This is a genomic window from Chachezhania sediminis (assembly GCF_009765275.1).
GTDB lineage: Bacteria > Pseudomonadota > Alphaproteobacteria > Rhodobacterales > Rhodobacteraceae > Chachezhania > Chachezhania sediminis.
On the sequence record NZ_VOPH01000001.1, the window covers coordinates 726,085 to 751,741 of the forward strand.

A 25,657-nucleotide genomic window follows, 5' to 3' on the forward strand; every position below is an offset into this window, starting at 1 on the left:
CTTTCGTCACCGCAAAAAGGTTCAAAGGGCGCCGTCGCCCTTGGGCAGGACGATCTCGAAAGACGTGCCCGAAGGCCCGGTTTCCCGCAGCGTCAGCGTGCCGCCATGGCCGCGCACCAGTTCGGCCGCAATCACAAGGCCCAGTCCGGACCCGCCCTTGCGCGCCCCGCCCTGGAACGCGGTGAACAGGTGTTCCTGGGCCTTCCTGGGCAATCCCGGGCCGGTGTCGTCGATCCGGACGCGCCACAGCGTGTCTTCTTCCCGGGCGCTGATCGCGATCTCTCCGGTGCCGCCCTGGCTTTCTATGGCCTGGCGGGCGTTGCGAACGATGTTCAGCAGCACCCGGAACAACTGTTCGGGATCGGCGCGCAGGGCCATGGTCGGCGGGATCTCATTTCGAATGATCACGCAGCCCGACTCGATGGCACTGGCTTCGTTGTCCATGACGTCGGCCACCACGTCGCCCAGGCGCATGACGGTCAGCCGCGGGGGCGGCTCTTCCGCCCGGCCGAAGGCCAGCGTACTTTCGCACAGCGACACAGCCCTGCTGACCGAACCCACGATCTTTGGCGCCATGCGGCGGACCAGCGGGTCTTCGCTCCCCTCGATCCTGTCGGCGAACAGCTGGGCGCTGGTCAGGATGTTGCGAAGGTCATGGCTGACCTTGGCCACCGCCTGCCCCAGCTGGGCCAGGCGTTCCTTCTGGCGAAGCGCCTGCGTGATCTCGGTCTGAAGCGTCATCAGCGCCTCTTCCGCCTCGCGCAGTTCGCGAATCCGGGCGCGGGGCGTGATGATGCGGCGCACGTCCTCGGGCGAGGCGGAATAGCGCTGCATGTAGTTCACCAGCCAACGGATCGGACGCACCATAAGCACCTGCACGGCCACGAACAGCAGGACCGCCGTCACGATCGAGATCACGGCCGACAGGCCCAGGATCCGCAGGCCGTAATCAATCATCGCGGTCCGCAAGGGCTGCGTTTCCATCGTGACCTCGATCAGCAGCCCGGCCTCGCGTACCGGTGCGCCCATCACCCGGATGATCTGGTTTTCCGGCGTCATCAGCCGCGACAGCGCATCGCGGATCAGCGTGACGGAACTGGGATCGCGCAGGTCGTAGGTGGCGGAAATCGGTTCGGGAATGGGCGAGGACAGCACAAGCTGGCGCATCTCGTCCCGGCGCAGAACGACGTTGAAAACCTCGGCATTGGCCAGAAGCTCCTGTTCCAGTTCGCTCGACAGCATGTCGTCGGCCAGAAGCGCCAGCGAGGCGATCTGCGCCCGTTCCAGACGCCCCAGCAGGAAATCCTCGCGATAGCGCGCGACCGACGGAACCAGGATCATCACTTCCGCGAACAGCACGAAGATCGTCGTCAGAACGAGGAAACGGCCGGACAGGGAATTGAACATGGTGCCCTCGGGTCTGTCAGGGCAGCCACCTCTGGACCAGCCCGACAACGGTCTTCACGGTTCGACTGTCGAACAGCCTGGGCGAGAAATAAGCGCCCGCCACGCGTTTACCCATCTCTCCCATCGTCGGATAGGGAGAAATCGTAGCTGAAATCTGGCTCATTTTCAGCTTGTTGGCCAGCGCCAAGGCCCAGAAATTGGCGTGTTCCCCCGCATCGCAGGCGACAATGGTCGCACCGACCGGGCGGCCCTTGTGCACGACCGCCTTGATGAACCCGTCGGTCCGGCGCTGCGCGACGGCGCGGTCGTTGTGCTTTAGATCGAACCGGGCCACCTCCACCCTGTCGCCGAACCTGATCCGCGCCTCGGCCTCGGTCAGGCCGATCTGGGCCAGTTCCGGATCGGTGTAGGTGGCGCGCGGGATGTGATCGGTGCGGATCTTCGACGGCAGCCCGAACAGCGCCGACCGGATCACCACGCCCGCGTGATAGCCCGCGACATGGGTAAAGTGACCCTTCCCTGCCACGTCGCCGATGGCATAGACGCGCCGGTTGGACGTGCGCAGGCTGTCGTCGACGCGGATCTCTTCATTGTATGTCTCGATCCCCGCGGCGCCCAGGTTCAACCGTCGCAGCGCCGGCCGCCGGCCCGTCGCGACCAGAAGATGGCTGCCGCGGAAGGTCCGCGCCGCCAGCGCGGCCTCGCGAAAGCCGCCGTCGCCCGTGTGAATCACGATCTCGTCCCCGTCCTGCGCCACGGATTTCAGCGGCGTCCGGTCCTGGATCGTGACGCCCGAGGCGCGGACCGCCGCCAGCACGGCTTGCGCGGCTTCCGGATCGTCGCGGCCCAGGGCGTGGGCGGTTTCGATCACCGTCACCTCCGACCCCAGCCTGGCATGGGCCTGCGCCATCTCCAGCCCGATGGGGCCGCCGCCCAGGATCAGCAGGTGACGCGGCCGTTCAGTCAACGACCAGAGCGTATCGCTGGTCAGATAGGGCACGGTCCCCAGCCCCGGCACCGGCGGAATGAAGGGGGTCGATCCCGTGGCGATCACGATCCGCCGGGCGCGGATGACATGATCGCCCGCCTCGACCTCGGTCGGAGAGATGAAGTGCCCCCAGTGGCGCAGCACGGTCACGCCCAGGGATTCGAACCGCTCCTGGCTGTCGACCGGGGCAATGGTGGCGATGACCTGGGCCACATGGGCCTGCACGGCGGCATAATCGACCTGCGGTGCGCCCTGCCCCACGCCGAAGGCCGCGCCCTGTCGCTGGGCCTGCGCCATGGCAGCCGCGGCGATCAGCGCCTTGGAAGGAACACAACCGGTGTTCAGGCAATCGCCGCCCATCTCTCCGCCTTCCAGCAGGACGACCTTCGCGCCCATCTGACTGGCCCCGGCGGCCACCGAAAGCCCGCCAGAACCGGCGCCGATGACCAGGATGTCGCAGGCGATACGGGGCATGGATCAGATCTCCTTCCGGCCGCGGATGGCGCGTATGACAAGGGGCATGGCCGACAGCCCGGCCAGGGCCAGTATCGGGCCCAGGACCTGAACCGACCAGAGGACAGAAAGGTCCGGCGCTTCCCCCCTGTCGAAGACGCCGCCCAGGCCCGTCCCGATGGAGGTGAAGACGACGCAGCCCGGCAGGATGCCCGCGGCCGTGGTCCAGGCGAAGCTGCGGAAGCGGACGCCCACCAGCGCCGGCAGCAGGTTCGCCACGAAGAACGGTACGACCGGCAGAAGGCGAAGAAGCAGAAGCACGCTGATTTCGTTCTCGACCAGCGCGGTGCGGATACGGCGGACCTTGCCATCGCTGGATTCGATCCGGCGCACCAGCGCGTCGCCCAGCCCCCAGCGCACCGCCAAGAACAGAAGGCAGGCGCCGATGGTGGCCGCCAGAGCATTGGCTAGGGATCCAACGACCAGTCCGAACAGGAAACCGCCCGTGACGGACGTCACCGCCGCGAAGGGCAACGAGAAGACGACGACGCAGACATAGAAGACCACGAACCCCGCCAGCATCAGACCATAGTGCTGGTCGCGGACCGCCAGCAGCGCCTCGCGGTTGGCGCGCAGCATCTCGAAGCTGACCGAATCCCCGAAGGCGACATAGGCCCCCACCGCGACCAGAACAATCGCGGCCAGGGGCAGAAGGCGCACCAGGCGCTGCCGTCCTGGTCCGGAAATATCTGGGTCGGCCATGGTTTGGGGCACCTTCACACGTTGGGACAGGACGGTCGGCACTGCGCCCTTCTTGGGTCCAGGACCCGATATAGCTGCGATCCTCCGCCCTGTCCGATCCCATCACGCCGGGTTGATGGCTTGACGCGGCGGCGGGCCTGCGCGACAGGGGGCGCCAATGGAAGAGTTCGGCAAGACAACCTTCGCAACGGGTTTGACTTGCCGGACGATTGCCCGTAAAGGGCGGGCTTCCAGCATGTCCGAACCGGCAGAGTCGCGCCCCGATGGCGGGTGCCCTGCAGGCGACGACAGGCAGAAGATCAGCTTTTCACCCGGGCCTCCCCGGGACGGTGACTATCGGAGACCCGAAGATGAAACGTACTTTCCAGCCTTCGAACCTCGTGCGCAAGCGTCGTCACGGGTTCCGTTCGCGCATGGCCACCAAGGCCGGCCGCAAGGTCCTGAACGCACGCCGCGCCCGCGGTCGCAAGCGTCTGAGCGCCTGATCGCAGGCCTTCGGGCCCGCGGCGGGGGCGTTTTGCCTGTTCCGGTGCCCTGATCCACGGCAGCCGGGGACACGATGCCCGTCGAGCGTATTGAACAGAGCGGATCCGAGATGAGCCTGTCGGTGCTGCGCCACCGGCGGGATTTTCTGCGTGCCGCGCGCGCGAAACGGCGCGCCATGCCCTCGATGGTGGTCCAGGCCCGCAAGCGGGCTGAGGGCGAGGCAGAGGGCGTGCGCGTGGGCTTCACCTGTTCCAAGAAGGTCGGCAATGCCGTGGCCCGAAACCGCGCCAAACGCCGCCTGCGCGCGGCCGCGCGCGACGTACTGCCGACAATGGGCCGTGACGGCTGGGATTATGTCTTGATCGGCCGCGAAGACGCCACCGCCGAACGCGCCTGGCCCGACCTGCTGGACGATCTGCGGCAGGCGCTGAAGGTCCTGAACCGCTAGGGTCAGGTCGGTGCAGAACCTTCCCGGATTCCCGCTGGCAGGACACAGCTTTTTCCGCTTTCCATGATCCGGAACGCCCTGCCCGGGTCCGGGGAGCCCGGGACTGTTTTGCGGTCTAGCCCTGCCAAGGCATCCGTCGGCGCGGCGCCTCTTCCCAGCGCCCCTTCCCAGCGGCCCCTCCCTGCCCTATCTGGGGTTCATGTCACCTCTCGCCCATATCGTCGCCCTGCCCGTGCGCGCCTATCGGCTGTTCCTGTCGCCGTGGGTCGGGCACAGCTGCCGGTTCCAGCCGACCTGTTCCGTCTATGCGCTGGAGGCACTGGAAAAGCACGGTGCATTTCGCGGCGGCTGGCTGACATTGCGCCGGATCGGTCGGTGTCATCCCTGGGGCAGCTCCGGCTATGATCCGGTGCCTGACAGCTGCACGCATCACGACCACAACCCGGCCGATCCATCCTGAAGGCCGCGGGGTCCCGGGCAGCCAGGACCGCAAGCATTGCAAGATCCCCGGATCCCGTGGGTCCCGGTCGGCCGGCACGTCCCGGGGAAGTCTCCCCCCCCTGGGAGGAACTGCTTTCCGGGGAACCGATGGGCGCCCCAAGCCCCTGGTCGCGGCATCCCGGCGGCCGGGGCCTCAAGTGACCTTTCGCCGGCCTTTCAGGGGCCCTGCCGCGGACCGGTAGGCCGATCACCCTGCATTCCGGTGGTCCGCTATGGCGGCTGGGCCACTTGCCCTGCGGTCGACGTGACGGTTTGCCGATGCGCCATCCGACCGGCCTGTCAATCGGCGGGCGCTCAGTTGACCGACATCCGGATGACGGCTGCAGTGATCTTGTCCAGCGGCAGCTGCTCCTCGACCCCGCCCATCTTGTGAGCCTCCTTGGGCATGCCGTAAACGACGCTGGTCGCTTCGTCCTGGCCTAGCGTCCGGGCGCCGGCCTGACGCATCTCCAGCAAGCCCCGGGCGCCATCGTCGCCCATGCCGGTCATGATCACGCCCACCGCGTTCTTGCCCGCCACCCGCGCAACAGAGCGGAACAGCACATCCACCGACGGGCGATGGCGCGAGACCAGCGGCCCTTCAATCACATCGACCCCATAGCTGGCGCCGGACCGGGTCAGGATCGTGTGACGGTTCCCCGGCGCAATCAGGACCTGGCCGCGCAGCATCCGGTCGCCGCGCTGTGCCTCCTTCACTGTGACACGGCACAAGGAATCCAGCCGCCTGGCAAAGGCCGAGGTGAACGCCTCGGGCATGTGCTGAACGACGACGACCGGCGGGCTGTTTTCGGGCAGTTGTTCCAGAACGATGCGCAAGGCTTCGGTGCCGCCGGTCGACGCACCGATGGCCACGACCTTTTCTGTCGTGCGCGCCATCGCCTGGGGTGTTGGCGCCGCCAGGACGGCATCGGCAGTCAGTTTCTTTTCCACCGGCAGGCGGGTGCGCAGGGACAGGCGCGCCTGCGCCGCGGCCTTCACCGTGTCGCAGATCCGGGTGCACGATTCCTCGAAGAACCCTTTCACACCCAATTCGGGTTTGCAGACGATGTCGACCGCACCGGCGTCCAGCGCCAGGTTCAGCGTTTCCGAATTGGGCGACACAAGCGAGGAACACATTACCACCGGCACCGGCCGTTGCGCCATCAGCCGCCGGAGGAAGGTGATCCCGTCCATCCGCGGCATTTCCACGTCCAGCGTGATAACGTCCGGCACCTGCTTTCGGATCTTTTCCGCGGCCGCGAACGGGTCCGAGGCGATGCCGATCACCTCCAGGTCGGGATCGGACTCCAGGATCGTCTGCATGGCCTGGCGCACGACGGCGCTGTCGTCCACAATCAGTACCTTGTAGGGCTTGCGAACCGGCGACATGATCAGCGTTTCCTGTAGACCGAGGGCGACACGGTCACCAGATCGCTACGTCCCTTCACCGGCTCGGCATGTCCGGTGAACAGGATGCCACCGGGCCGGATCAGCGAAATGACGTTGGTCAGGACGCGATCCTGGGTTTCCCTGTCGAAATAGATCAGCACATTGCGCAGGAAAACGATGTCCATCGTCTCGGACCGCAATGGCGCGGTGTCCAGAAGGTTCGCCTGCAGGAATTTTGAGATGCCCCGCAATTCAGGATCGATACGGTAATAGGGGCGCCCGCGGGGATCGCGCTTGGTCTTAGACCGCAGCAGGAAACGGGTCTTCCGCTCGGCGCTCAGCCCTCCGATCTCGTCCTCGGTATAGGTCGCGCCGGCGGCCTTGCGCAGGATCGCCTTCGACAGGTCGCTGCCGATCAGACGCACCCGGCCAGGAACGGCATTGAAGTCCTCGCTTTCGGCGATCAGCATCCCGGCCGACCACAGTTCCGCCCCGGTCGAGCATGCCGCGCTCCAGACCACGAGCGGGTGACGATGGCCGATGCCGCCCGCCTTCAAGGACGCCAGCCCCTCGCGGGCCAGCCAGTCGTATTGATGCCGTTCGCGGAAGAAATCCGTGGTGTGCGTGGCCAGGGCTTCGGCCAGCAGCCGGGTTTCGACGCCCGTGGTGTCGCTTTCCAGACGATCCAGGTAGGCATCGAATGTCTTGACCCCCAAGGTCCGCAGGCGATGCGACAGGCGCAGACGGATGAAGTCCGTCTTGCTCGTGTCGATACGCACGCCCGAAATCTTCCGGGTCCGGTCGGCGATGCGCTGGCAATGCGCCGGTGTGATTTCGTATTCTCTGTACTCGACGTTCACGAGATCCATCCGCAATTCGATCCGTCGGTCAACGCAACACCAGTCGGCGCTGCACCGAACCCGCGTGTCAGTTGGCGTATTCGAACTCCATCGGGCCCTGGCGCACGCCGCGGCACAGGATGTGGTCGATGCGCAGCAGGATGGCGATGCACTCCTCGCTGCGGATCATGCCCGAGGCCTCTTCGCACCGCCAACCCGACAGGGTTTCAGGGACCGGTTCGATCGCCTCCAGCAACACCTCGTCCACCCGCAACACCTCGTCGGCGATGGCGCCCAGCGATGTGGTACGCCCATCGACCGAGAATTCGAACACGATCACCCGGTCGTCGTCTTCGCCGTCCGGCTCTGCGCCCAGCTTGCCTGCCAGGTCGATGATCGCGATGGCCTGACCTCGCAGATCGATCATGCCTAGCACGTCATGCGGTGTGTTCGGCAGCTTCGACAGCGCACCGGCGGCCAGGATCTCGCGCACGAAGTGAACGTCCACGGCAAAGACCTGCGTGCCGATCCGGAAGGTCAGGAAGGTCAGCGTGCTTGCCTCCGACGGATCGTCCTGTTCCGACATCTGGTCGAATGCCATGAAGTCGTTGTGCTCGGCTGCGCTTCTTGCATGTGTGGCCATGGTCAGGATGCCTCTCGAAAACGCTCGAAGTCGGAATCGTCGACATCTTCGGGTTCGAGGTCGAGCGCGAACCCCCCTTCCTCTGCCTGCGGTCGGCGCTTGGTCATTCGGTCGCCGGACGGCATGTCATCTGTGGCCGGGTGGGCGGATCGGTGAGCGCTGCGCGGTTCCTTACCGGTATCTGCCTTGGCCGGTTTGGCCTGCACGGGTGCCGTGGTGGGCGACGCGGCCGAGTTCCACCCAGGGCGTGATACTGGTGCAGGTGTAGCGCCAACTTTCGCAGGCGTCACCGCCCGGACCTCGGGCGCCGAACCTGCAATCGCCACAGCAGGGCCTCCGGCCTGGGACAAATCTATCTGGAAGTAGCGCATGAGCTTTTTCAGTTCGGCCGACTGGTCGGCGAGATTGCCGGACAGCCTGTCCGCCGTCGCGGCTGCAGCGACATTCTGCTGGATCACCGCATCCAGATCCCGGATGGCCTGGTTGATCTGCTCGGAGCCGATGTTCTGCTCGCGCATCGCGGCCGAAATCTCCTGCACCAGATCCGATGTGCGGCGGATGCTCGGCAAGAGCGACTGAAGCTTTTCGCCCGCCTCGGCACTGGTCTTCAGCGTATTGGCCGACAATTCGCCAATCTCCGCCGCGGCCTGCCGGCTGCGTTCCGCCAGCTTGCGGACTTCCGACGCGACAACGGCAAAGCCGCGCCCATGGGTGCCGGCCCGTGCCGCCTCGACCGCGGCGTTCAGGGCCAGGAGGTCGGTCTGGCGGGCAATTTCCTGGATGATCGAATTCTTTTCCGCAATGGTGCGCATGGCGGCCACAGCCTTGTTCACTGCCTCGCCGCTCTCGCTGGCTTCCTGCGCCGCCTGCAGAGCAATCTTTTCGGTCTGCGCCGCATTGTCCGCCGACTGACGGATGTTCGAGGTCATCTCCTCCATCGCGGCACTCGCCTCGGTCGCTGCAGCGGCCTGGCGGGACGATCCGTTGTTCAGGGTGGCCGCGGCCTGACTGAACGCCTCGCTGCTGCTGGCAACCTCGCTTGCACCGGTCCGGGCGCCGCCAATCACCTCACGCAGGCGCCGCACCATCCGGTCAAGCGCCTGACCAAGCTGGTCGGAAGAGGACCTCGGAACGACGTTCTCGGACAGATTTCCATCGGCGATCCGATCCGCCACGTCGGCCATACTCCTGATGTCGCGACACATTTCGCCCAAGGACGCCAGAAGGGCGCCGATTTCGTCGGATCCACCGGACTGGGCGCCTGGGCCTTCGATCTCGGACATGGCGCCGCGGACATCGCCCTTGGCGGCCAGACGCGTCACGTCTGTCGCGCGACGGATGCCACGCGTAAATGAGCGGATCATCACGCAGCCTGTCAACGCCGCGATGACGAGCCCCGCAGCGGTCAAGCCGATCAGCCAGTTCCGCGCCACCGACGCGTCCTGCAGAAGAACCGTGATCTGTTCGGAGGCACCTCCCCCAAGGGTGAAGTCGCGCAAATGGTCTGTCAGGACCCCAAGACGGACCAAGGCGATGATGCAGTTGGCCAAGACCACCGAAAACATCAGGGCGAAAGCCCCGACAAGCTTGGCCCGGAACGAAAGCCCCATGTGTCATGCCCCCTTGGTTTGCGTCGCGTCGCCATCGCCCTGGGGCGAGAACAGGACATCGGTGTTCAGTAACACGACCAGTTCACCGTTGCGCCGGATGGCCCCTTCCAGGCAGGCCTGCGGCCAGATCGCGCCCAGTTCCGGGATCGGTTCCAACCCGGCAAGATCGGCCTCGTGCACCTCTTCGACACTGTCCGCCGAAAAGGCCAGGCGACCGGCTTCGCCGTCAATCTCGTGCTCGAAGACGATCATGCGGCTGGTCGCCTGCTTCGTCCCCGCCCCCATTCCCAGCCTGTGCCGAATGTCGAAGACCGGCACCACGACACCGCGGACATTGATCAGTCCCGGCGAATGGCGCGGTGCATTGGGTACAATGGTCGGGCTCTGCGGATCCAATATCTCGTGCACGCCCTTGACCGAGACGGCGAAGGCCTCGCCCTCCAGCCGGAAGATCAGCAGGTTGTCATAGCCGTCATAGGCCGCGTGCGGTGCATCGCCGGCAGGATGGGTCTGGGATGTCATGTCTCAAGCTGCCTTGTTCAGGGACGCGCCGCCGCGCATCTTGGCCAGTCGCACAAGGGTCGCAACATCAAGGATCAGCGCCACGCGGCCATCCCCCAGGATCGTCGCCCCGCCCAGCCCCGGAATGTCGCGATGGTAGGAGCTGAGTGACTTGATGACAGTCTGCCCCTGGCCGATGATGTCGTCGACGACCAGACCGATCTGGTTGCCGTTGATCCGCACGATCACGATGCGCCGGATATCCTCGCCCGCGTTGGGCTGACCGAAGATCTCGTCCAGCGCCAGATAGGGCACCATCTGATCCCGGATCTGCAGGACCATGCGGCCGCTGCCGTTTTGCATGTCCGCGGCCGAGATCTCGACACATTCCTCGACCGTCGACAGCGGGATGACGTAGATCGACTCCCCCAGCCGCACCCGCAGACCTTCGATGATCGCCATCGTGACCGGGAGGCGCAGGGTGATGCGGCTGCCAAGCCCCGGACGGGATACCACGTCCACACCGCCGCCCAGCGCATCGATCATCGACCGCACCGCATCCATGCCGACCCCACGGCCCGAGACTGACGATATCGTGACCGCAGTCGAGAACCCGGGCTGGAAGATCAGGTTGTACAGGTCGTTTTCAGACAGGTCCGCGGTCGGATCGACCAGGCCCTTTTCGATCGCACGGGCCCGGATCGCCTCGCGGTCCAGGCCGCGGCCGTTGTCCTCGACCGAGATCAGGACCTCGCTCCCTTCCTGCCGGGCGGACATCCGCACTGTTCCGCGCGGGCTTTTGCCCGCGGCGACCCTGACCTCGCTGGTTTCCAGGCCGTGATCGATGGCATTTCGGACCAGGTGAGCCAGCGGATCGCCGATCCTGTCGATGACAGTCTTGTCGACCTCGGTCTCGCCGCCTTCGGCCAGAAGCTGGACGTCCTTGCCCAGTTCCTTCGCCAGGTCGCGGACGACGCGCTTGAACTTGGAAAACACCGTCTCGATCGGCAGAAGGCGGATCGACAGGGTCGCATCCCGCAGGCCCGTGACCAGGCGCTGCACCTCTTCGACGACCGTGGCCAGCGTGGTGTCGCCGATGCTTTCGGACACCGCATCCAGCCTTGCCTGCGCGATGACCAGCTCGCCCAGCGAATCCATCATCGCATCCATGCGGGAAGATGCGACCCGGATGCTTTCGGACGCCCTGCCGTTGCCCTGGGCTCCGCCTCCGCCTTGCTTGCGGGGGCTGTCCCCGCTGACCGACGCGGTTTCGACGGCCGCCCCATCGGCAGTGTCCGCACTCTCCGCCATTTCGATATCCTGCTCGTCGATGGTCAGCTCTGCCTCGTCCGCGAAGATGAAGACATCGTCGATGGCCGCGCGCCCGCAATCGGACGTCAGGGAGACGTGCCAGCCCAGATGCGCCGCACCCGGATCCAGCCTGGACAAGGGGGGGACGGTCGAGACGTCAAATGTCACCCTGGCCATGCCCAGCGACGTCAGTTCCCGCGTCAGAAGCTCGGGCCGCATGCCGTTGCGCAGCGCGCCGATATCCGGCCGGAAGAAGATCTCGAACCGCCTATCAGGACCGCCGATGGCCGTCTTGGCGGCCGTAGGTGCGGCGCCCCCCGAGGCTGCGGTCGTCGCTCCCGCCCCGGTGATCTGGTCGATCTTGCCCATCAGCCCGACTGCGCGGTCGGACGCCAGCAACGCGGCCGAGGACGGCCCGTCGCCGCCGATGTCCAGGAATTCGACCATCAGGTCCCGGGCGGCCAGCGACAGTTCGATCAGATCCGGACCGACAGCCAGGGTGCCGGCCCGCACCAGTTCGAAAGCGTTTTCGAAACAGTGTGTGAACCTGGCCAGGTCGGTATAGCCAAACATGGCGCCCGACCCCTTGACCGTGTGAAGCGTCCGGAAAACCTCGTCGATCTGGGCCGGGGTCGATCCTCCCTCAAGCTCCAGAATCTGGTCTTCCAACCCGCCAAGCAGATCCCGCGCCTCCTGAACGAAGGCGGCTACGGCTTGTTCCATCATGCGCCTACCCCATCAGTTTCCGGGTGACGGCGACCAGGCGATCCGCATCGAACGGCTTGTCCATCCATCCGGTCGCCCCTGCGGCCTTCCCCCGTTGTTTCATGTCCGGGGCGGACTCCGTCGTCAGCATGACGATCGGGATACCCATGCCCGCCGGATCCGACCGGGCCTTGGCGATAAAATCCAGCCCGTTCATCACCGGCATGTTGAGGTCGGTGATCACCATGTCCGGCCTGCGTGCGCGCAGCGCCTCCAGGCCCTCTGCCCCATTCGCCGCGCCGATCACGTTGAAGCCCTGCGGTTCCAGCGTGAAGGCGACCATGTCCCGGATCGCCTTGCTGTCATCGATTGTCAGTACAGTCTTCGGCATGGCGTTACCCCGTCACCTCCTGGTTATTCTGGTCTGGTTCGGTGGCAGGATTCCCCTGCCCGCTGCCCCAGTCGCGCACTCTTGCCGCCATGCTGGCGGCCGTATCGCCAAGTGCGACCGGCAGGCCGCGGTCGCGCGCCTCGATCATCGCCGAAAAAAGAAGTTGCGCGGCGTCCTGCGTCGCATTGGCGTCACCGACATCCAGCCCGACCGCGCCCTTCGACTGCGCGATCCACATCAGCAGATCCTTTTGCACACCCTCTGTCGTGCGTACGTCGAGATCGTGAGGGATCACGAACACATTGTCCTGCATGAAGCCATCCGCCGTTTCTGCCGAATTGGCGCCGACACTAACGGCCGCCCCCTAATCAATGGTTGACCGGAGAAATCTTCCCGCCGTCAAAGTTGCCTTGCATTTGAAGCATCCGTTCACTCGCTTTTTACGCCTTCGATGGCACGGTGCGCTGACGTCACAGACCGCAGCAGGGCCATGACAGCGCAGCAATCGACAGGCAGCACCGCCCGCGTCACCGAACCGGCGGGCTACATGACTGGCCCGGCCGCATTCCCGGCAAGGCCCCGCCTCCCCGAACCGGCCAGCGACGGCGCGGCCATTTTCGAACGCCTGGGCGAAAGCCTTGGGCGCGTGCGGGAACTGCACATGCACACCGCCACCGACCTGGCCGCCTTCGTCGACCTGACACTGCAGGGGGAAAAGACCGGCACGGAACCCCTGCTGGAACTGCAGGCCCGGCTTCAGGCGATGCAGGCCGCCATCGAAGGCCAGAACCGCAGCATCACCCCGGCCGAGGAACGGCGCCTGATCCTGGCCGCCGAGAAACCGCTGAGATTGTTATCCGGGAACGGGCGCCTGCTGGCTGCTGTCTGCACGATGACCCGTACGATCTCCGCCTCCTTCGCCATTGGCGAGTTGGACGCCTATGTCCTCAGTCTGGATCGAATCGCCAAATCGATCACCGAATCCTCGGCCGACGTTTCGGAGAATATCGACAACTGGAAGCTGAAGGATCTGGGGGCACAAGAAAGCTGTCGTGCCGCCGGCGCGATCCTGGCACCGTTGTGCCTGATGCTGGAACGCAAGGCCGATGGCCTCGCGATGCATGCTAGCCGCGAACGGGAAGCGTCGCGCCAGGCACAGCAGCGCGCGCAGAAACTGACCCGGCAGGCCCAGGACCTGATGAAGCAGCTGATCACTGCGATCCAGTACTCGGACCGGTTGGCGCAACGCCTGGACCATCTTGCAGCCCTGCAGAAGGACACCGATCCGCATGTCCGGCACCTGGCCGGCGAACAGGCCTGCAGCATCGCCGGCGACACGAATGACATCGCGCGGCAGGTCTCGATCACGATGCGCGATCTGTCCGAAATCGGGCGCAGGGGCGCCGCCTTCTTCGCGCGCGGCGTGGTGGCCGAACAAATCGAGCGCGGTCTGAACGAACGGGCAATGACCGTCGACCAGGTCGATTCGGAGATCGTCATCGTGCAGCAGACACTGCAAAGCGCCGGCAAGGACGCCCAGGCCGCGCGCGAGCTGATCGACGAGGCCGCCCGCCAGTTCCAGACGCTAGAGGACTGTTCGAAGGAACTGGCGAATGCCGCGATCAACGCATCGCTGATCGCCTTGCGCACCGGAGGCACCCGTGGCCCCCTGACCACCTTGTCGAGCGAGGTGCGCCAGATCGCGGCCCAGTGTCTGGACGCGGAAAGCACCAGCCGCGCCGCCTTGCAGCAGCTGATCCAAAGCAACCTGCAGGCGCAGGAAGACATCGTTGCCGCCGGCGTGGCGCTGGAATTCTCGGTCGAGCAATACCGCGAACGGCTGACCTCCAGCCGCGACGACCTGGAAAACCTGAACGCCTTCCGCCAGCAGGCCAGCCGCCGTGCATCGGCGCTGCTGGAGTTGATGGAAGATGTCGGCCGCGACATGGAAGCCCTGAAACAATCCGCGGAAGCGCTGAATGCCCACGGCAACCAGATGCTGGAAACGCCGCTGACCGGTGCCCCGAACCGGGCCCGGCTGGCGGCGGTCTGGGCGCTCTACACAATGGAGGAGGAGCGCGCCGTCCATCGCCGCCTGTTCGGTTCGGGCGAACCGGAACTGGTGGCGCAGACTTCGAAAACCGGTCCGGCGCCCAGCGCCGACGATCTGGACGACATATTGTTCTGAGTTTCGGAACGACAAGTGCGGACCCGCCGGTCGTTCCCGTTTGCGTTAAGTCAAAAACAATGAAGCAAGGATAACGTGTCCACGTCGAAACTGTTTTCCCAGGCGGAGCACAATGCAGCTACTCACCCCTCTCGCGAAAAAGAGCACCCCGCCCGTGCGGCTTTTCCAGTCGACCCTGGAAAACGCAATCGATGCGGTGGTGATCATCGACACCGAAAACCGCATCACTTTCTACAACAAGGCGGCAGAGACGCTTTGGGGTTACCGCCCGGAAGAGGTCATGGGCCGGAATGTGAAGATGCTGGTCCCGGCGCAATTCCAAGCCAACCACGATTCCTACCTGGACCAGAACCGCAAGACCGGACAGGACAAGATCGTCGGGTCCAGTCGCGACCTGAAACTCTATCGCAAGGATGGGACCGAGGTTTCGGTCTCGCTGGCCCTGTCGAAAATGCGGATCGGCAACAGCTGGGGCTATGCGGCCTTCGTGCGCAACATCTCATCGGAATACGATTCGCTGAACCGCCTGCTGGACCAGGTGTCGCTCAGCGCGGATTCCGTATCGATCAGCAGCGGACAGATGGAAGAGGCCGCCAGCAAGGTCAATGACGGCGCGACCCGCCAGGCCGCGGCCGCGCAGCAGGCAAGCGCCTCGATGGAGGAGATAACGGCCAATATCCGGCAATGCGCCGACAATGCAGCACAGACGGAAAAGATCGCCAACAACTCTCTGGCGCAGGCGGAATCGGCCGCGAACACGGTTCAGGAAGCCGTGAAGGCCATGGGAGAGATCGCCGCAAAGATCGGAATCGTGCAGGAAATCGCGCGCCAGACCGACCTTCTGGCCCTGAACGCGGCCGTGGAAGCGGCGCGGGCCGGCCACAACGGCAAGGGCTTTGCCATCGTTGCCGCCGAAGTCCGCCGGTTGGCGGAGCGCAGCAAGATCGCCGCGGAAGAGATCGTGGCCCTGTCGCGCCTGACGGCAGAAACCTCCAGCAAGGCGGGCAAGGAGCTGTCGGAACTCGTGCCGGAAATCCAGCGCACATCTGACCTGGTCAGTGAGATTTCGGCGGCGACGCAGGAACAGCGGATCGGGTCGGAGCAGATCAATTCTGCCATCAGCGAGCTGGACCAGATCATCCAGAGCAACGCCGCAGCAGCGCACGAGGCTGCGGCGACAACGAAGAACCTGATCGAGGGCAGCGAAAAGCTGAAGTCGATGATCGCGGGCTTCCGCGACGCAGACGGCAACATCAACCGCGCCGCAGGGGACGCCATCTACAGCGCGGCCTGACATATCCGGGGATCGCAGCTTGAAACTTGCGGTCCCGCCCATTCTGGCGATCCGGACGCAAAATGGAGCTTGGACGAAAAACCGAATGCGGGACCATTTCAAATTACGCCAACGGCCGCTCTTTCACATTGACCGATTGGCAATGCCTGAAAGGCTTCGTTGAATTCCATCGGCCGAGGATGACGACCAAGCGATCAGCTCCGGGCCCCTGCGTCGAAGGCGACGCTCTAATTGGCTAGCGCCCCCGGCCGGAAAGGGCCCGCCAGGCTGACGCGAAGGTCAGCCCGATGAGCGACGCGTTACTTCGAAACGTTACTGGGCCGCTTCGCTGCGCGTCACCAGGGACGACAGCACCTCTGCGGCGATCGTGGTCGACCGAAGCCGGGCCACGGGGTCATGCATCGGTGAGGTGATCATCAACTCGTCCGGGGCATAGCGTTTCACCAGGTCGGACAATTGTTGCTCCACCTCGTCCGGCGAGCCGCATGCGGAACAGGACAGGGCCGCTTCGGCCTGCGCCAGGATGGGACGCGGCACGTAGTCTTCCAGATCCTCGACCGGCGCGGGCAGACGGCCGGGCTGACCGCTTCGCAGCCGCGCGAAGGACAGAAGCTGCGAGCTGCGCAGGAACCGCGCCTCCTCGGCTGTTTCGGCCGCAAAAACGCCGGCCGCCATCATCGCGTAGGGCCGTGCCAGCCAGACAGAGGGACGGAAGTCCGCCCGGTAGACGCGCAGCGCCTCTTCCAGCATCTGCGGCGCGAAATGCGAGGCAAAGGCATAGGGCAGGCCCATATGGGCCGCGAACTGTGCGCCGAACAGGCTCGACCCCAGGATCCATACGGGCACATGGCTGCCCTCGCCCGGGACGGCGCGCACCCGCGCGTCGGGCCGGGGATCGCCGAGATAGCCCAAAAGCTCCGCGACATCGTCCGGGAACCGGTCCGCGCTTTGGAAATAGCGACGCAGCGCCTGGGCGGTCGCCTGGTCGGTCCCGGGCGCACGCCCCAGACCCAGATCGATCCGGCCCGGGAACATCGCTTCAAGCGTGCCGAATTGTTCGGCGATCACCAGCGGCGGGTGGTTCGGCAGCATGATCCCGCCTGCCCCGACCCGGATGCGCGAGGTTTCAGCGGCGACGCGCCCGATCACGATCGAGGTGGCCGCGCTGGCGATGCCCGGCATGTTGTGGTGTTCCGCCAGCCAGAACCGGTGATAGCCCAGCCGGTCGGCATGTTTGGCCAGTTCGACCGTATTGGACAGCGCGTCGGACACGGTGGCGCCTTCCGGCACCGGTGACAGATCGAGAAGCGAAAAATGATGCATGGGGCCTCCGTTCTCCTTCTACCTAGTATCGTCTCCGACAGGAGCCAAGGCCCCCCAGGACGCCGCGAAAAACGGCCGATGCCGATGGAAATCCCCCTGTGACCATACGCTCGGGCCCGGTTTCTTGCGATGTGAGCTTGCCCTTGTTAAGCCTTCTGTAACGTCCATTTCACATCGAGACCTTGATGATGACCGCACCCCTGTCCCAGGTCACTCCCAATACGTGGGAATTCCTTTCGACACCGATGATCAAACCGACCGGGTTTCGTGAATACGACGCCCGCTGGCGTTTCCCGGAAGAAATCAACCTGCCTGGCATGACGGCCCTGGGCCTTGGCCTGGGCACCCAGATGCACAAGCGCGGGATCGAGCCGCGGATCGTGGTCGGCAACGATTACCGCGACTATTCGCTGGCGGTGAAGAACGCGCTGATCATCGGCCTGATGCAGGCCGGGATCGAGGTCACCGATATCGGCCCTGCCCTGTCGCCGATGGCCTACTTCTCGCAATTCTACCTGGACAGCCCGGCGGTCGCGATGGTCACTGCCTCGCATAACCCGAATGGCTGGACCGGCGTGAAGATGGGCTTTGAACGCCCGCTGACCCATGGCCCGGACGAGATGGCCGAACTGCGCGACATCGTGCTGGGCGGCAAGGGCGAGGCCCGCCCCGGCGGCGCCTACAAGATCGACCATTCGGTGAAGGAAGCCTATCTTCAGGACCTGGTCGGCGACTTCAAGATGAGCCGCCCGCTGAAAGTCGTCTGCGCCACCGGCAACGGCACCGCCGGTGCCATCGCGCCGGAACTGTTCGAACGCATGGGCGTGGAAGTCGTCAACAGCCATAACGAGCTGGACTATACCTTCCCGCACTACAACCCGAACCCCGAAGCCATGGAAATGCTTCACGACATGGCCGACAGCGTGAAGGCATCGGGCGCCGACCTGGCCCTGGGCTTCGACGGCGATGGCGACCGCTGCGGCGTGGTCGACGACGAGGGCGAGGAGATCTTTGCCGACAAGGTCGGCGTGATCCTGGCCCGCGGCTTTGCCCCCGATCATGAAGGCGCGACCTTTGTCGCGGACGTGAAGTCGACCGGCCTTTTCGCTTCGGATCCCGAACTGAAGAAGTACGGGATCAAGGCCGATTACTGGAAAACCGGTCACAGCCACATGAAGCGCCGGGTCAAGGAACTGGGCGCGCTGGCGGGCTTTGAAAAATCTGGCCACTACTTCCTGGCCGAACCCATCGGCCGCGGCTACGACTGCGGCATGCGTGTCGCGGTCGAGATCTGCAAGCTGATGGACCGCAACCCGGGCAAGTCGATGTCGGACCTCCGCAAGGAACTGCCGACGACCTATTCGACGCCCACAATGTCGCCCTTCGCTGCCGATACCGAGAAATACGACATCCTGGACCGGATCGTTGCCAAGCTGGTCGCCTGGCACGAAGAGGGCAAACCCTTCGCCGGCCGCAAGATCGCCGAAGTGGTGACCGTGAACGGCGCCCGGGTGATCCTGGACAATGGCGGCTGGGCTCTGGTGCGGGCTTCTTCCAACACGCCGAACCTGGTGGTGGTCTGCGAAAGCGCGGAGAGCGAGGCCGAGATGCGCGCGCTCTTCGCCGAAATCGACGGCGTGATCCGGACCGAACCGGCGGTCGGCGAATACGACCAGAAGATCTGACGTTTCACGTTCGACCAGGGGACGGGCCGATAGCGGCCCTTCCCCGACCGACCGGCTTGCATTGGCTCGCCCCGGATGTCAGTGAAGTGATTGTGACACGAACCGATTGCCCAAGGCAGAAGCCCCCATGTCCCGACTGCTGATCCTTGTCACCATCCTTGCGGTGGGACTGACCGCATGCGGTCGCCGCGAACGCAATCCCGCGGCCGACACGAACACGCTGATCCCGCCCAAGCAGGCCGGCAGCAGCTTTAAGGAATCGCGCGAGGACGCGCATGTCCTGATCGCCCAGATCACCGATCTGAAGGTGGAACAGACGCTCAGCGGCGCCATCGTCTATGCCGAAGGCCAGGCCTCGCGCCTTGGCGCCTACGGCGCGGAACTGCGCGCCCGGAACGTCAAAGTCGAACCGGATGCGGATGGCGTGCTGACGCTGGATTTCGTGGTCGTCTATCCGAAGAATGCGACCGGCACCGGCACGACAGCACAGCGCAAGGTCATGGCCGCACGGTCGATCAGCGCCCAGACGCTGGAACGGACCAAGCTGATCAAGGTCGTGGCCGGCACCAATACGCGGGAAACCCGCAAGCGCTGATCCCCAGGAACTGTCGGGCGCCACAGGGCGCCCGCGATCACAGGTCGACCAGCGTAACCGTCTGCCCCTTGACCGCCAGCGCCACACGGCCATCGCAAAGACGCAGCGCATCGTTGCCGAAGACCTCGCGCCGCCAGCCGCTCAGGGCGGGCAGATCCCGCATGCCCGACGCGATATCGTCCAGATCCGAGGCCGAGGCGATCAGCTTGGCCGCGACGCCGGAATTGTCCGACTTGGCTTTCAGAAGGACCCGCAGCAGGTCGGCCAGCGCAGGGTTCACCTGCGGCCGCTGGCGCGACTTGTCCTCTCGGGGAAGCTGGTCGGACGGCAGTTCCATCCCCCGCTTCACCGCCGCCATGATGCCGTCGGCAATGGCGCCGCGCCGGGCCTCGCGCTGCAACAGGCGCGACGCGGAAAGATCCGCATGCGTCACCGGCTTGGTCGACGCAATTTCCACCAATGCGTCATCCTTGAAGACCCGGTTGCGGGGGACGTTGTTGTCCTGCGCATAGGATTCGCGGAAGGCGGCCAGTTCCCGGACGATGCCCAGGAACCGCGGGCTTTGGCTGCGGGTCTTGATCCGGTGCCAGGCCTCTTCCGGCCGCGTATCATAGGTGGCAGGATCGGTCAGGACCTGCAGTTCTTCCGCCACCCAATGGGCGCGGCCCGAACGGTCCAGTTCCGCCGCCAGGTATTCGTAGATCTGCCGAAGATGCGTTACGTCAGCCAGGGCATAGCGTTTCTGCGCATCGGTCAGCGGACGGCGCGACCAGTCGGTGAAACGGGAACTCTTGTCCAGCGGCTGGCGGGCAATCTTGCGGACCAGCGTTTCATAGCCGACCTGTTCGCCGAAGCCGCAGACCATGGCCGCGACCTGCGTGTCGAACAACGGCTTTGGGAACAGCCCCGCATCGACCCAGAAGATTTCCAGATCCTGCCGCGCCGCGTGAAACACCTTGACCACGTCGGTATTGCGAAACAGCTCGTACAGCGGTTCCAGCGACAGGCCATCCGCCAGCGGATCGACCAACACGGCATTGCTGTCATCGGTCCCGGGCATGGCCAGCTGAAGCATGCACAGTTTCGAAAAATAGGTCCGTTCGCGCAGGAACTCTGTATCGACGGTCACAAAGGGGTGGTTTGCGGCTTCCGAACAGAATTCGGCCAGCGCATCTGTCGTGGTGATCGTGATCATGAACCGGCACTGTCCTGTTGCTGGGGGCCGTGCGCATGTCGCCGCGCCCTTTGTTTCCCCCGTGGGTCATGCTGATACGCGAAATCGACAGCCCTTGCAAAGCCCCCGGCCCGTACGCCCCACAAGCTTTGCCCACTTTCTGCCATCGGCCGGCGTCAGGGCGTCGAAAACGGGGGGCCTGCGGTCGGCGAGTTGCTGAAAACCGTCAGTCCTGGGACAGAAAAACGGGTTCGCGATCACCGGCGGCGAAACGCCGCAGTACCGCCGGGTACAGGCGGTGTTCCTGTACCAGCACCCGCGCGGCCAGGCTTTCCGGCGTGTCGCCCGCCAGGATCGGAAGCCGCGCCTGACCCAGGATCGGGCCTTCGTCCAGCTCCGGCGTCACCTCGTGCACGGTACAGCCGTGTTCGGCCTCGCCCGCCTCCAGCGCGCGGGCATGGGTGTGAAGCCCGCGGTACTTCGGCAAAAGCGAGGGGTGGATGTTCAGCATCTTCCCCTGCCATTCCGACACGAAATGCGTCGTCAGGATCCGCATGAAACCCGCAAGACAGACGATCTCTGCCCCTTCGAAATGAAGCCGGGCCGACAGCGCGTCCTCGAACGCGACACGGTCGCCCTTGAAGGGCCGGTGATCGACCACGGCCGTAGGCACGCCCATCTCTTTCGCCCGCTCCAGCCCCCCTGCCCCCGGCTGGTTCGACAGGACAAGGCAGGGCATGCCCGCATGGGCCTCGCCGCCAGGGCCCGGCTCCTGCATGCTGCGCACCAGCGACACCATGTTGGACCCGCCGCCTGAAATCAGGATCGCAACGCGCTTGGGGCTCATTCGGCCGCGCCGGTATAGGTGACGCCTTCGCCGGCAACGGTGCGGCCCAGAACATATACCGTCTCGCCCGCGTCCTTCAGCAGGTCGGCAATGGCCTCGGCCCGGTCGGCCGCCACGACGACGACCATGCCGATGCCGCAGTTGAAGGTCTTCAGCATTTCGGACTGCACGATCCCGCCTTCTTCGGCCATCCAGGCAAAGACCGGCGGCAGGGTCCACGACGTCAGGTCGATTTCCGCGCCCACGCCTTCGGGAAGGACCCGCGGCAGGTTCTCCGTCAGGCCGCCGCCGGTGATATGGGCCAGCGCACGAACGCCGCCCGCCCGGACCGCCTCCAGCACCGGCTTCACATAAAGCCGGGTCGGCGTCAGCAGCGCAGCCCCCAGCGGGCCGTCGGCAAAGGGCGCGGCTGCATCCCAGCCCAGCCCGGTCTGTTCGACGATCCGGCGGACCAGCGAATAACCGTTGGAATGGATCCCGTCAGACGCCAGCCCCAGCAGCACGTCACCCGCCGCCACGTCCGCCGGCAGCGCCGCGCCGCGTTCCATCGCGCCGACGGCAAAACCCGCCAGATCGAAATCGCCTTTGGCATACATGCCCGGCATTTCGGCGGTTTCGCCCCCGATCAGGGCACAGCCCGACCGCACGCAGCCCTCGGCGATGCCTTCGACCACCTTCGCCGCGACACCCGTCTCCAGCTTGCCGGTGGCGAAGTAGTCCAGGAAGAACAGCGGCTCCGCCCCCTGGCAGACCAGGTCGTTCACGCACATGGCCACCAGATCGATGCCCACGCCCGCAACCTCGCCCGTGTCGATGGCAATCTTCAGCTTGGTGCCGACACCGTCGGTCGCGGCGACCAGGATCGGATCGGTGTACCCTGCGGCCTTCAGATCGAAGAGCGCGCCGAACCCGCCCAGCCCGCTCATCACGCCGGGGCGGTCGGTTCGTTTCGCGGCGGGCTTGATCGCCTCGACCAGCGCGTTTCCTGCGTCGATGTCGACGCCTGCCTCGGCATAGGTCAGGCCGTTCTTGCGGTCGGTCATTCCAGCAATCCCCGGTTAATCTCTGGCGCGGGTTAGTCGATCCGGCGCGTCCTTGCAACGCCCGGACTTGACGCGGATGACCACCATGTTACGCGTTACATCTGTAAAGACCACGGGCGGGCCTGTAGCTCAATTGGTTAGAGCAGAGCGCTCATAACGCTTTGGTTGCGGGTTCAAGTCCTGCCGGGCCTACCAAATCACCGATTTCATACAATAGAATCAATGGCGGTGCGGATCACCGATCCCCGCCATGTAGCCCAAGTTTTTTCAATGACTTACATGCGGTTTGGACCGAAGATCCCTACGCCGTCCAAGCTGAGGGGGCACCGCCTCACCGACGGACCAATTTGGGCAACTGTCTCGACTTCCCGACGCTTGGCCCTGCTCCGGGTGACTCGCCACAGGGTCTCTGAAGGACGTTGCGCCTGGATGTGGGAGACGGTCGGGGCAGCCCCGTCGCCTGTCCGACAGTGATGTTGGCGAACGCGATCCGGTCATCGTTCAGGAACAGGCATGGGGCCGTCCCGGTAATTTGCGGTGCAAGTCGGCACTTTGCCGAAGCGCCAGCTCCGCGCAGCACGGGCGCGATGCCGTTCAAGCCCCACGCACAGCCGTCGAGGGCTGGGCCTGGGCGGCGGGCCGGGCGGGGCCCGAGCGATGCTCTTGGGTCGACAGGGCATCTGGCCATGCGACACGGCCGGGTCTGGCACCGGGATCATGCGCGTCCGGTCACGGTGCGTCAGCCCGGCAGGGGCTCCATCGCGCCCTGGGGCTGAAGTTGCGCCAGAACGTGGGCGCAGAACTGCGCCACCGCCTGCCCGTCACCGGCAAGACAGCGTTGCAGGTAATAGCGGAAGGCAGAATCCAGCAGAAGGTAGGTCGCCAGCCCTTCATCAGCCGGTCGGCCCAGACGCGTGACCAGCCGTTCGGTGACGGCGATCAAGGCCGCCTCGATTTCCGCCACGGCCTCGGCGAAGGCGGGATCGAACATCGACTGGGTGCGGATGTCGTACCACAGGCGGTGCGCCTCGGCCTCGCGCTGGATGGCCAGACCAAGCCGTTTGGACAACTGCTCCGCCAGCACCTGGGGCGTCTCGTCCCGGCGAAGGATCGCATCCAGATCCTCGACAAAGCCGGTCTTGTAGCGGCGGACGCAGAAGGCGATCAGGTCTGCCTTGTCCTCGAAATAGTAATGCAGCGTCCCGACCGAGACATCGGACTGCTCTGCGATGTCGCGCAGGCTGGTCCGGGCGTAACCCAGCTGTCGAAGCGTCACCAGCGCGGCATCGGCCAGTTCCTCCTTGCGGCGGGACCGTTTGGCGGACTTGGCCTTAGCCTGGCGCGAGAGCCGGTCGATTTTCGCGGGTCGTGTCACATCACCTTCCGGTCGCGGCGCGGGGACAGGGGACCCGGGCGACAGATGCCGCCCGGGAAGATATTGGAAAACAGACGCTTACGCGTTTTCCATCAGGACGTCGCCATAGGTCTCGCGCAGCTTGGCCTTCATCACCTTGCCGGTGGCCCCCAGCGGCAGGTCCTTGACGAAGATCACGCGATCCGGAACCTGCCAGCTTGCCACCTTGCCGGTGTACGAGGCCAGGATCTCTTCCTCGGTCGGTTCCGTTCCCGGCACCGCCACGGCCAGCACGACCGGGCGTTCGTCCCATTTCGGATGCCGCGCGGCGATGGCAGCGGCATTGGCGATCTTGGGATGGGCGATGGCGATGTTTTCCAGTTCCACCGTCGAAATCCACTCGCCGCCGGACTTGATGATGTCCTTCGACCGGTCGCGGATGATCATGTAGCCGTTGGCGTCCAGCGTCGCCACGTCGCCAGTGTCGAACCAGCCGTCCACGGTCAGGGCCGACTTGTCCTGGCCGTAATAGCTTTCGACGATCCAGTGACCGCGGATCTGCAGTTCACCTTGCGTGACACCGTCCCGCGCCAGCACGTGGCCGGCTTCGTCCACGATCCGCAGTTCGACACCATAGGGCGGCCGGCCCTGGCCTTCGCGCAGCTTCGCCTGTTCGTCGGTCGACAGGTCGCGGTGCTGTTGCAGCAGCTGGTTCAGCGTGCCCAGGGGCGAGGTTTCGGTCATCCCCCAAGCGTGGATCAGATCCACCCCGTACTTGTCGCGGAATTCCGGGATCATCGACGGCGGCAGGGCCGAGCCGCCGACCACGGTGCGCGTCATCGATTCGGCCTTCAGGCCAGTCTTTTCCAGCCCCGCCAGCAGCCCCATCCAGATCGTCGGCACGCCAAGGGCGATGGTCACCTGCGCGGTGTCGATCAGGCGCGCCAGGCTTTCGCCGTCCAGGTTCGGCCCCGGCAGCACCAGCTTGCAGCCCACGGAGGCGGCGATATAGGGCACGCCCCAGGCATTGACGTGGAACATCGGCACGACCGGCATCACCGTGTCGCGCGCTGCCAGCGCCAGACCGTCGGGCTGGTTGCCGCCCAGCGAATGCAGCACGATCGACCGGTGCGTGTACTGGACACCCTTCGGATTGCCCGTAGTACCCGAGGTATAGCACAGCGACGACGGCGTGTTCTCGTCCAGGTCCGGCCAGTCATAGGCAGGATCGGCGGTTTCCAGAAGCTCGTCATAAAAGACCAGCCCGTCCAGCATGGCGGCCGCTTCCTCGTCCCGGGGTCCCATCAGCACGATGAACTTCACGGTCTTCAGCATCGGCTTCAGCTTGGCCGCGGCCGGCAGGAAGGTGCGGTCGATGAACAGGATCTCGTCCGCGGCATGGCCGATGATGTAGACCAGCTGTTCCGGCGTCAGACGCGGGTTGATCGTGTGGGTCACCCGGCCGCTGCCTGCGACGCCGTAATAGATTTCCAGGTGCCGCCGGTTGTTCCAGGCGATGGTGCCGCAGCGCGCACCGGGCGAAATCCCCAGCTGCCCCAGGGCCGAGGCGAGCTTGCGGGCATTGGACCCGACTTCGGCCCAGGTCGAATGCTGCACAGACCCGTCCGTCTCGACCGAAACCACCTCGGTACTTCCGTGGTAGTTCTCGGCATGGACGATCAGGGACGAGATCGTCAGCGGCTGGGTCATCATCGTTCCGAACATGAATGTCTCCTTCGTT

24 protein-coding genes and 1 tRNA gene are annotated in these 25,657 nt (G+C 65.2%); 8 read left to right on the forward strand and 17 right to left on the reverse strand.

The genetic code is table 11. The features are described 5' to 3' along the window. Positions 1–21 precede the first annotated feature (21 nt). The 3 genes from FQK05_RS03380 to FQK05_RS03390 are packed head-to-tail and all read right to left on the reverse strand — an operon-like array spanning position 22 to position 3,610. Positions 22–1,407, reverse strand: a complete 1,386-nt coding sequence (locus FQK05_RS03380) for a sensor histidine kinase (RefSeq protein ID WP_158964449.1) — start codon at positions 1,405–1,407, stop codon at positions 22–24. A gap of 16 nt (positions 1,408–1,423) precedes the next feature. Further along, a complete protein-coding gene (locus FQK05_RS03385; RefSeq protein ID WP_158964450.1) occupies positions 1,424–2,869 on the reverse strand; it encodes a dihydrolipoyl dehydrogenase family protein in 1,446 nt (481 codons plus the stop codon). Positions 2,870–2,872: 3 nt separating this feature from the next. After that, positions 2,873–3,610 carry a TVP38/TMEM64 family protein gene (locus FQK05_RS03390; protein ID WP_158964451.1) on the reverse strand — a complete coding sequence of 246 codons (738 nt, stop codon included), beginning with the start codon at positions 3,608–3,610 and terminating at the stop codon, positions 2,873–2,875. A 350-nt stretch (positions 3,611–3,960) separates the two neighbouring features. On the opposite strand from FQK05_RS03390, the gene rpmH reads away from it, so the two are divergent. The 3 genes from rpmH (at position 3,961) to yidD (ending at position 5,004) form a co-directional block, all read left to right on the forward strand. Continuing rightward, complete coding sequence (gene rpmH, locus FQK05_RS03395) at positions 3,961–4,095, forward strand: 50S ribosomal protein L34 (RefSeq protein WP_158964452.1); 135 nt, start codon at positions 3,961–3,963, stop codon at positions 4,093–4,095. A 74-nt stretch (positions 4,096–4,169) separates the two neighbouring features. Beyond that, positions 4,170–4,544, forward strand: coding sequence for a ribonuclease P protein component (rnpA, locus tag FQK05_RS03400; protein ID WP_158964453.1), 375 nt, complete (start codon positions 4,170–4,172; stop codon positions 4,542–4,544). A gap of 199 nt (positions 4,545–4,743) precedes the next feature. Further along, positions 4,744–5,004, forward strand: a complete 261-nt coding sequence (yidD, locus tag FQK05_RS03405; protein WP_158964454.1) for a membrane protein insertion efficiency factor YidD — start codon at positions 4,744–4,746, stop codon at positions 5,002–5,004. 335 nt (positions 5,005–5,339) lie between these two features. Here yidD and FQK05_RS03410 read toward each other — a convergent pair whose 3' ends face one another. From FQK05_RS03410 to FQK05_RS03445, 8 genes are all read right to left on the reverse strand, one after another. After that, positions 5,340–6,413, reverse strand: coding sequence for a protein-glutamate methylesterase/protein-glutamine glutaminase (locus tag FQK05_RS03410; RefSeq protein WP_158964455.1), 1,074 nt, complete (start codon positions 6,411–6,413; stop codon positions 5,340–5,342). Between the two features lie 2 nt (positions 6,414–6,415). Next, a complete protein-coding gene (locus FQK05_RS03415; protein ID WP_158964456.1) occupies positions 6,416–7,282 on the reverse strand; it encodes a CheR family methyltransferase in 867 nt (288 codons plus the stop codon). A 58-nt stretch (positions 7,283–7,340) separates the two neighbouring features. Continuing rightward, positions 7,341–7,853, reverse strand: coding sequence for a chemotaxis protein CheW (locus tag FQK05_RS03420; RefSeq protein ID WP_233270343.1), 513 nt, complete (start codon positions 7,851–7,853; stop codon positions 7,341–7,343). A 44-nt stretch (positions 7,854–7,897) separates the two neighbouring features. Continuing rightward, positions 7,898–9,394, reverse strand: a complete 1,497-nt coding sequence (locus FQK05_RS03425) for a methyl-accepting chemotaxis protein (RefSeq protein WP_158964458.1) — start codon at positions 9,392–9,394, stop codon at positions 7,898–7,900. A 114-nt stretch (positions 9,395–9,508) separates the two neighbouring features. Then, the gene (locus FQK05_RS03430) at positions 9,509–10,027 is read right to left on the reverse strand and encodes a chemotaxis protein CheW (RefSeq protein WP_158964459.1); all 519 of its coding nucleotides are present in this window, start codon (positions 10,025–10,027) and stop codon (positions 9,509–9,511) included. 3 nt (positions 10,028–10,030) lie between these two features. Beyond that, a complete protein-coding gene (locus tag FQK05_RS03435) occupies positions 10,031–12,043 on the reverse strand; it encodes a chemotaxis protein CheA (protein ID WP_158964460.1) in 2,013 nt (670 codons plus the stop codon). Positions 12,044–12,047: 4 nt separating this feature from the next. Next, positions 12,048–12,413 (reverse strand): response regulator, encoded by a 366-nt coding sequence (locus tag FQK05_RS03440; RefSeq protein ID WP_158964461.1) that lies wholly within the window; start codon positions 12,411–12,413, stop codon positions 12,048–12,050. Between the two features lie 4 nt (positions 12,414–12,417). After that, a complete protein-coding gene (locus FQK05_RS03445; protein ID WP_158964462.1) occupies positions 12,418–12,726 on the reverse strand; it encodes a hypothetical protein in 309 nt (102 codons plus the stop codon). 177 nt (positions 12,727–12,903) lie between these two features. Between FQK05_RS03445 and FQK05_RS03450 the strand changes: the two genes are divergently transcribed. Both FQK05_RS03450 and FQK05_RS03455 read left to right on the forward strand, forming a co-directional pair. Next, the gene (locus FQK05_RS03450) at positions 12,904–14,601 is read left to right on the forward strand and encodes a hypothetical protein (RefSeq protein ID WP_158964463.1); all 1,698 of its coding nucleotides are present in this window, start codon (positions 12,904–12,906) and stop codon (positions 14,599–14,601) included. A 112-nt stretch (positions 14,602–14,713) separates the two neighbouring features. Continuing rightward, complete coding sequence (locus FQK05_RS03455; protein ID WP_158964464.1) at positions 14,714–15,895, forward strand: methyl-accepting chemotaxis protein; 1,182 nt, start codon at positions 14,714–14,716, stop codon at positions 15,893–15,895. A gap of 312 nt (positions 15,896–16,207) precedes the next feature. On the opposite strand, the gene FQK05_RS03460 is transcribed toward FQK05_RS03455, so the two are convergent. Beyond that, complete coding sequence (locus tag FQK05_RS03460) at positions 16,208–17,218, reverse strand: LLM class flavin-dependent oxidoreductase (protein WP_158964465.1); 1,011 nt, start codon at positions 17,216–17,218, stop codon at positions 16,208–16,210. A gap of 188 nt (positions 17,219–17,406) precedes the next feature. Between FQK05_RS03460 and FQK05_RS03465 the strand changes: the two genes are divergently transcribed. Continuing rightward, positions 17,407–18,903, forward strand: coding sequence for a phosphomannomutase/phosphoglucomutase (locus tag FQK05_RS03465; RefSeq protein ID WP_158964801.1), 1,497 nt, complete (start codon positions 17,407–17,409; stop codon positions 18,901–18,903). A 127-nt stretch (positions 18,904–19,030) separates the two neighbouring features. Further along, complete coding sequence (locus tag FQK05_RS03470; protein ID WP_158964466.1) at positions 19,031–19,498, forward strand: hypothetical protein; 468 nt, start codon at positions 19,031–19,033, stop codon at positions 19,496–19,498. Between the two features lie 37 nt (positions 19,499–19,535). On the opposite strand, the gene rnd is transcribed toward FQK05_RS03470, so the two are convergent. The 3 genes from rnd to purM all read right to left on the reverse strand — a co-directional run bounded on the left by rnd (position 19,536) and on the right by purM (position 22,562). Beyond that, positions 19,536–20,693: a ribonuclease D gene (rnd, locus tag FQK05_RS03475; protein WP_158964467.1), complete on the reverse strand. Its 1,158-nt coding sequence runs from the start codon at positions 20,691–20,693 to the stop codon at positions 19,536–19,538. Positions 20,694–20,898: 205 nt separating this feature from the next. Continuing rightward, entirely contained in the window at positions 20,899–21,519 is a 621-nt protein-coding gene (gene purN, locus FQK05_RS03480) for a phosphoribosylglycinamide formyltransferase (protein WP_158964468.1), read from the reverse strand. After that, positions 21,516–22,562, reverse strand: coding sequence for a phosphoribosylformylglycinamidine cyclo-ligase (gene purM, locus FQK05_RS03485; protein WP_158964469.1), 1,047 nt, complete (start codon positions 22,560–22,562; stop codon positions 21,516–21,518). The genes purN and purM overlap by 4 nt, the downstream gene beginning before the upstream one ends. A 118-nt stretch (positions 22,563–22,680) precedes the next feature. Between purM and FQK05_RS03490 the strand changes: the two genes are divergently transcribed. After that, positions 22,681–22,757 (forward strand) — tRNA-Ile (locus FQK05_RS03490). 544 nt (positions 22,758–23,301) lie between these two features. On the opposite strand, the gene FQK05_RS03495 is transcribed toward FQK05_RS03490, so the two are convergent. After that, on the reverse strand, positions 23,302–23,937 hold the full coding sequence (locus FQK05_RS03495; RefSeq protein WP_158964470.1) for a TetR/AcrR family transcriptional regulator: 636 nt from the start codon (positions 23,935–23,937) through the stop codon (positions 23,302–23,304). 78 nt (positions 23,938–24,015) lie between these two features. Then, a complete protein-coding gene (locus tag FQK05_RS03500; protein WP_158964471.1) occupies positions 24,016–25,641 on the reverse strand; it encodes a long-chain fatty acid--CoA ligase in 1,626 nt (541 codons plus the stop codon). Between the last annotated feature and the right edge of the window lie 16 nt (positions 25,642–25,657).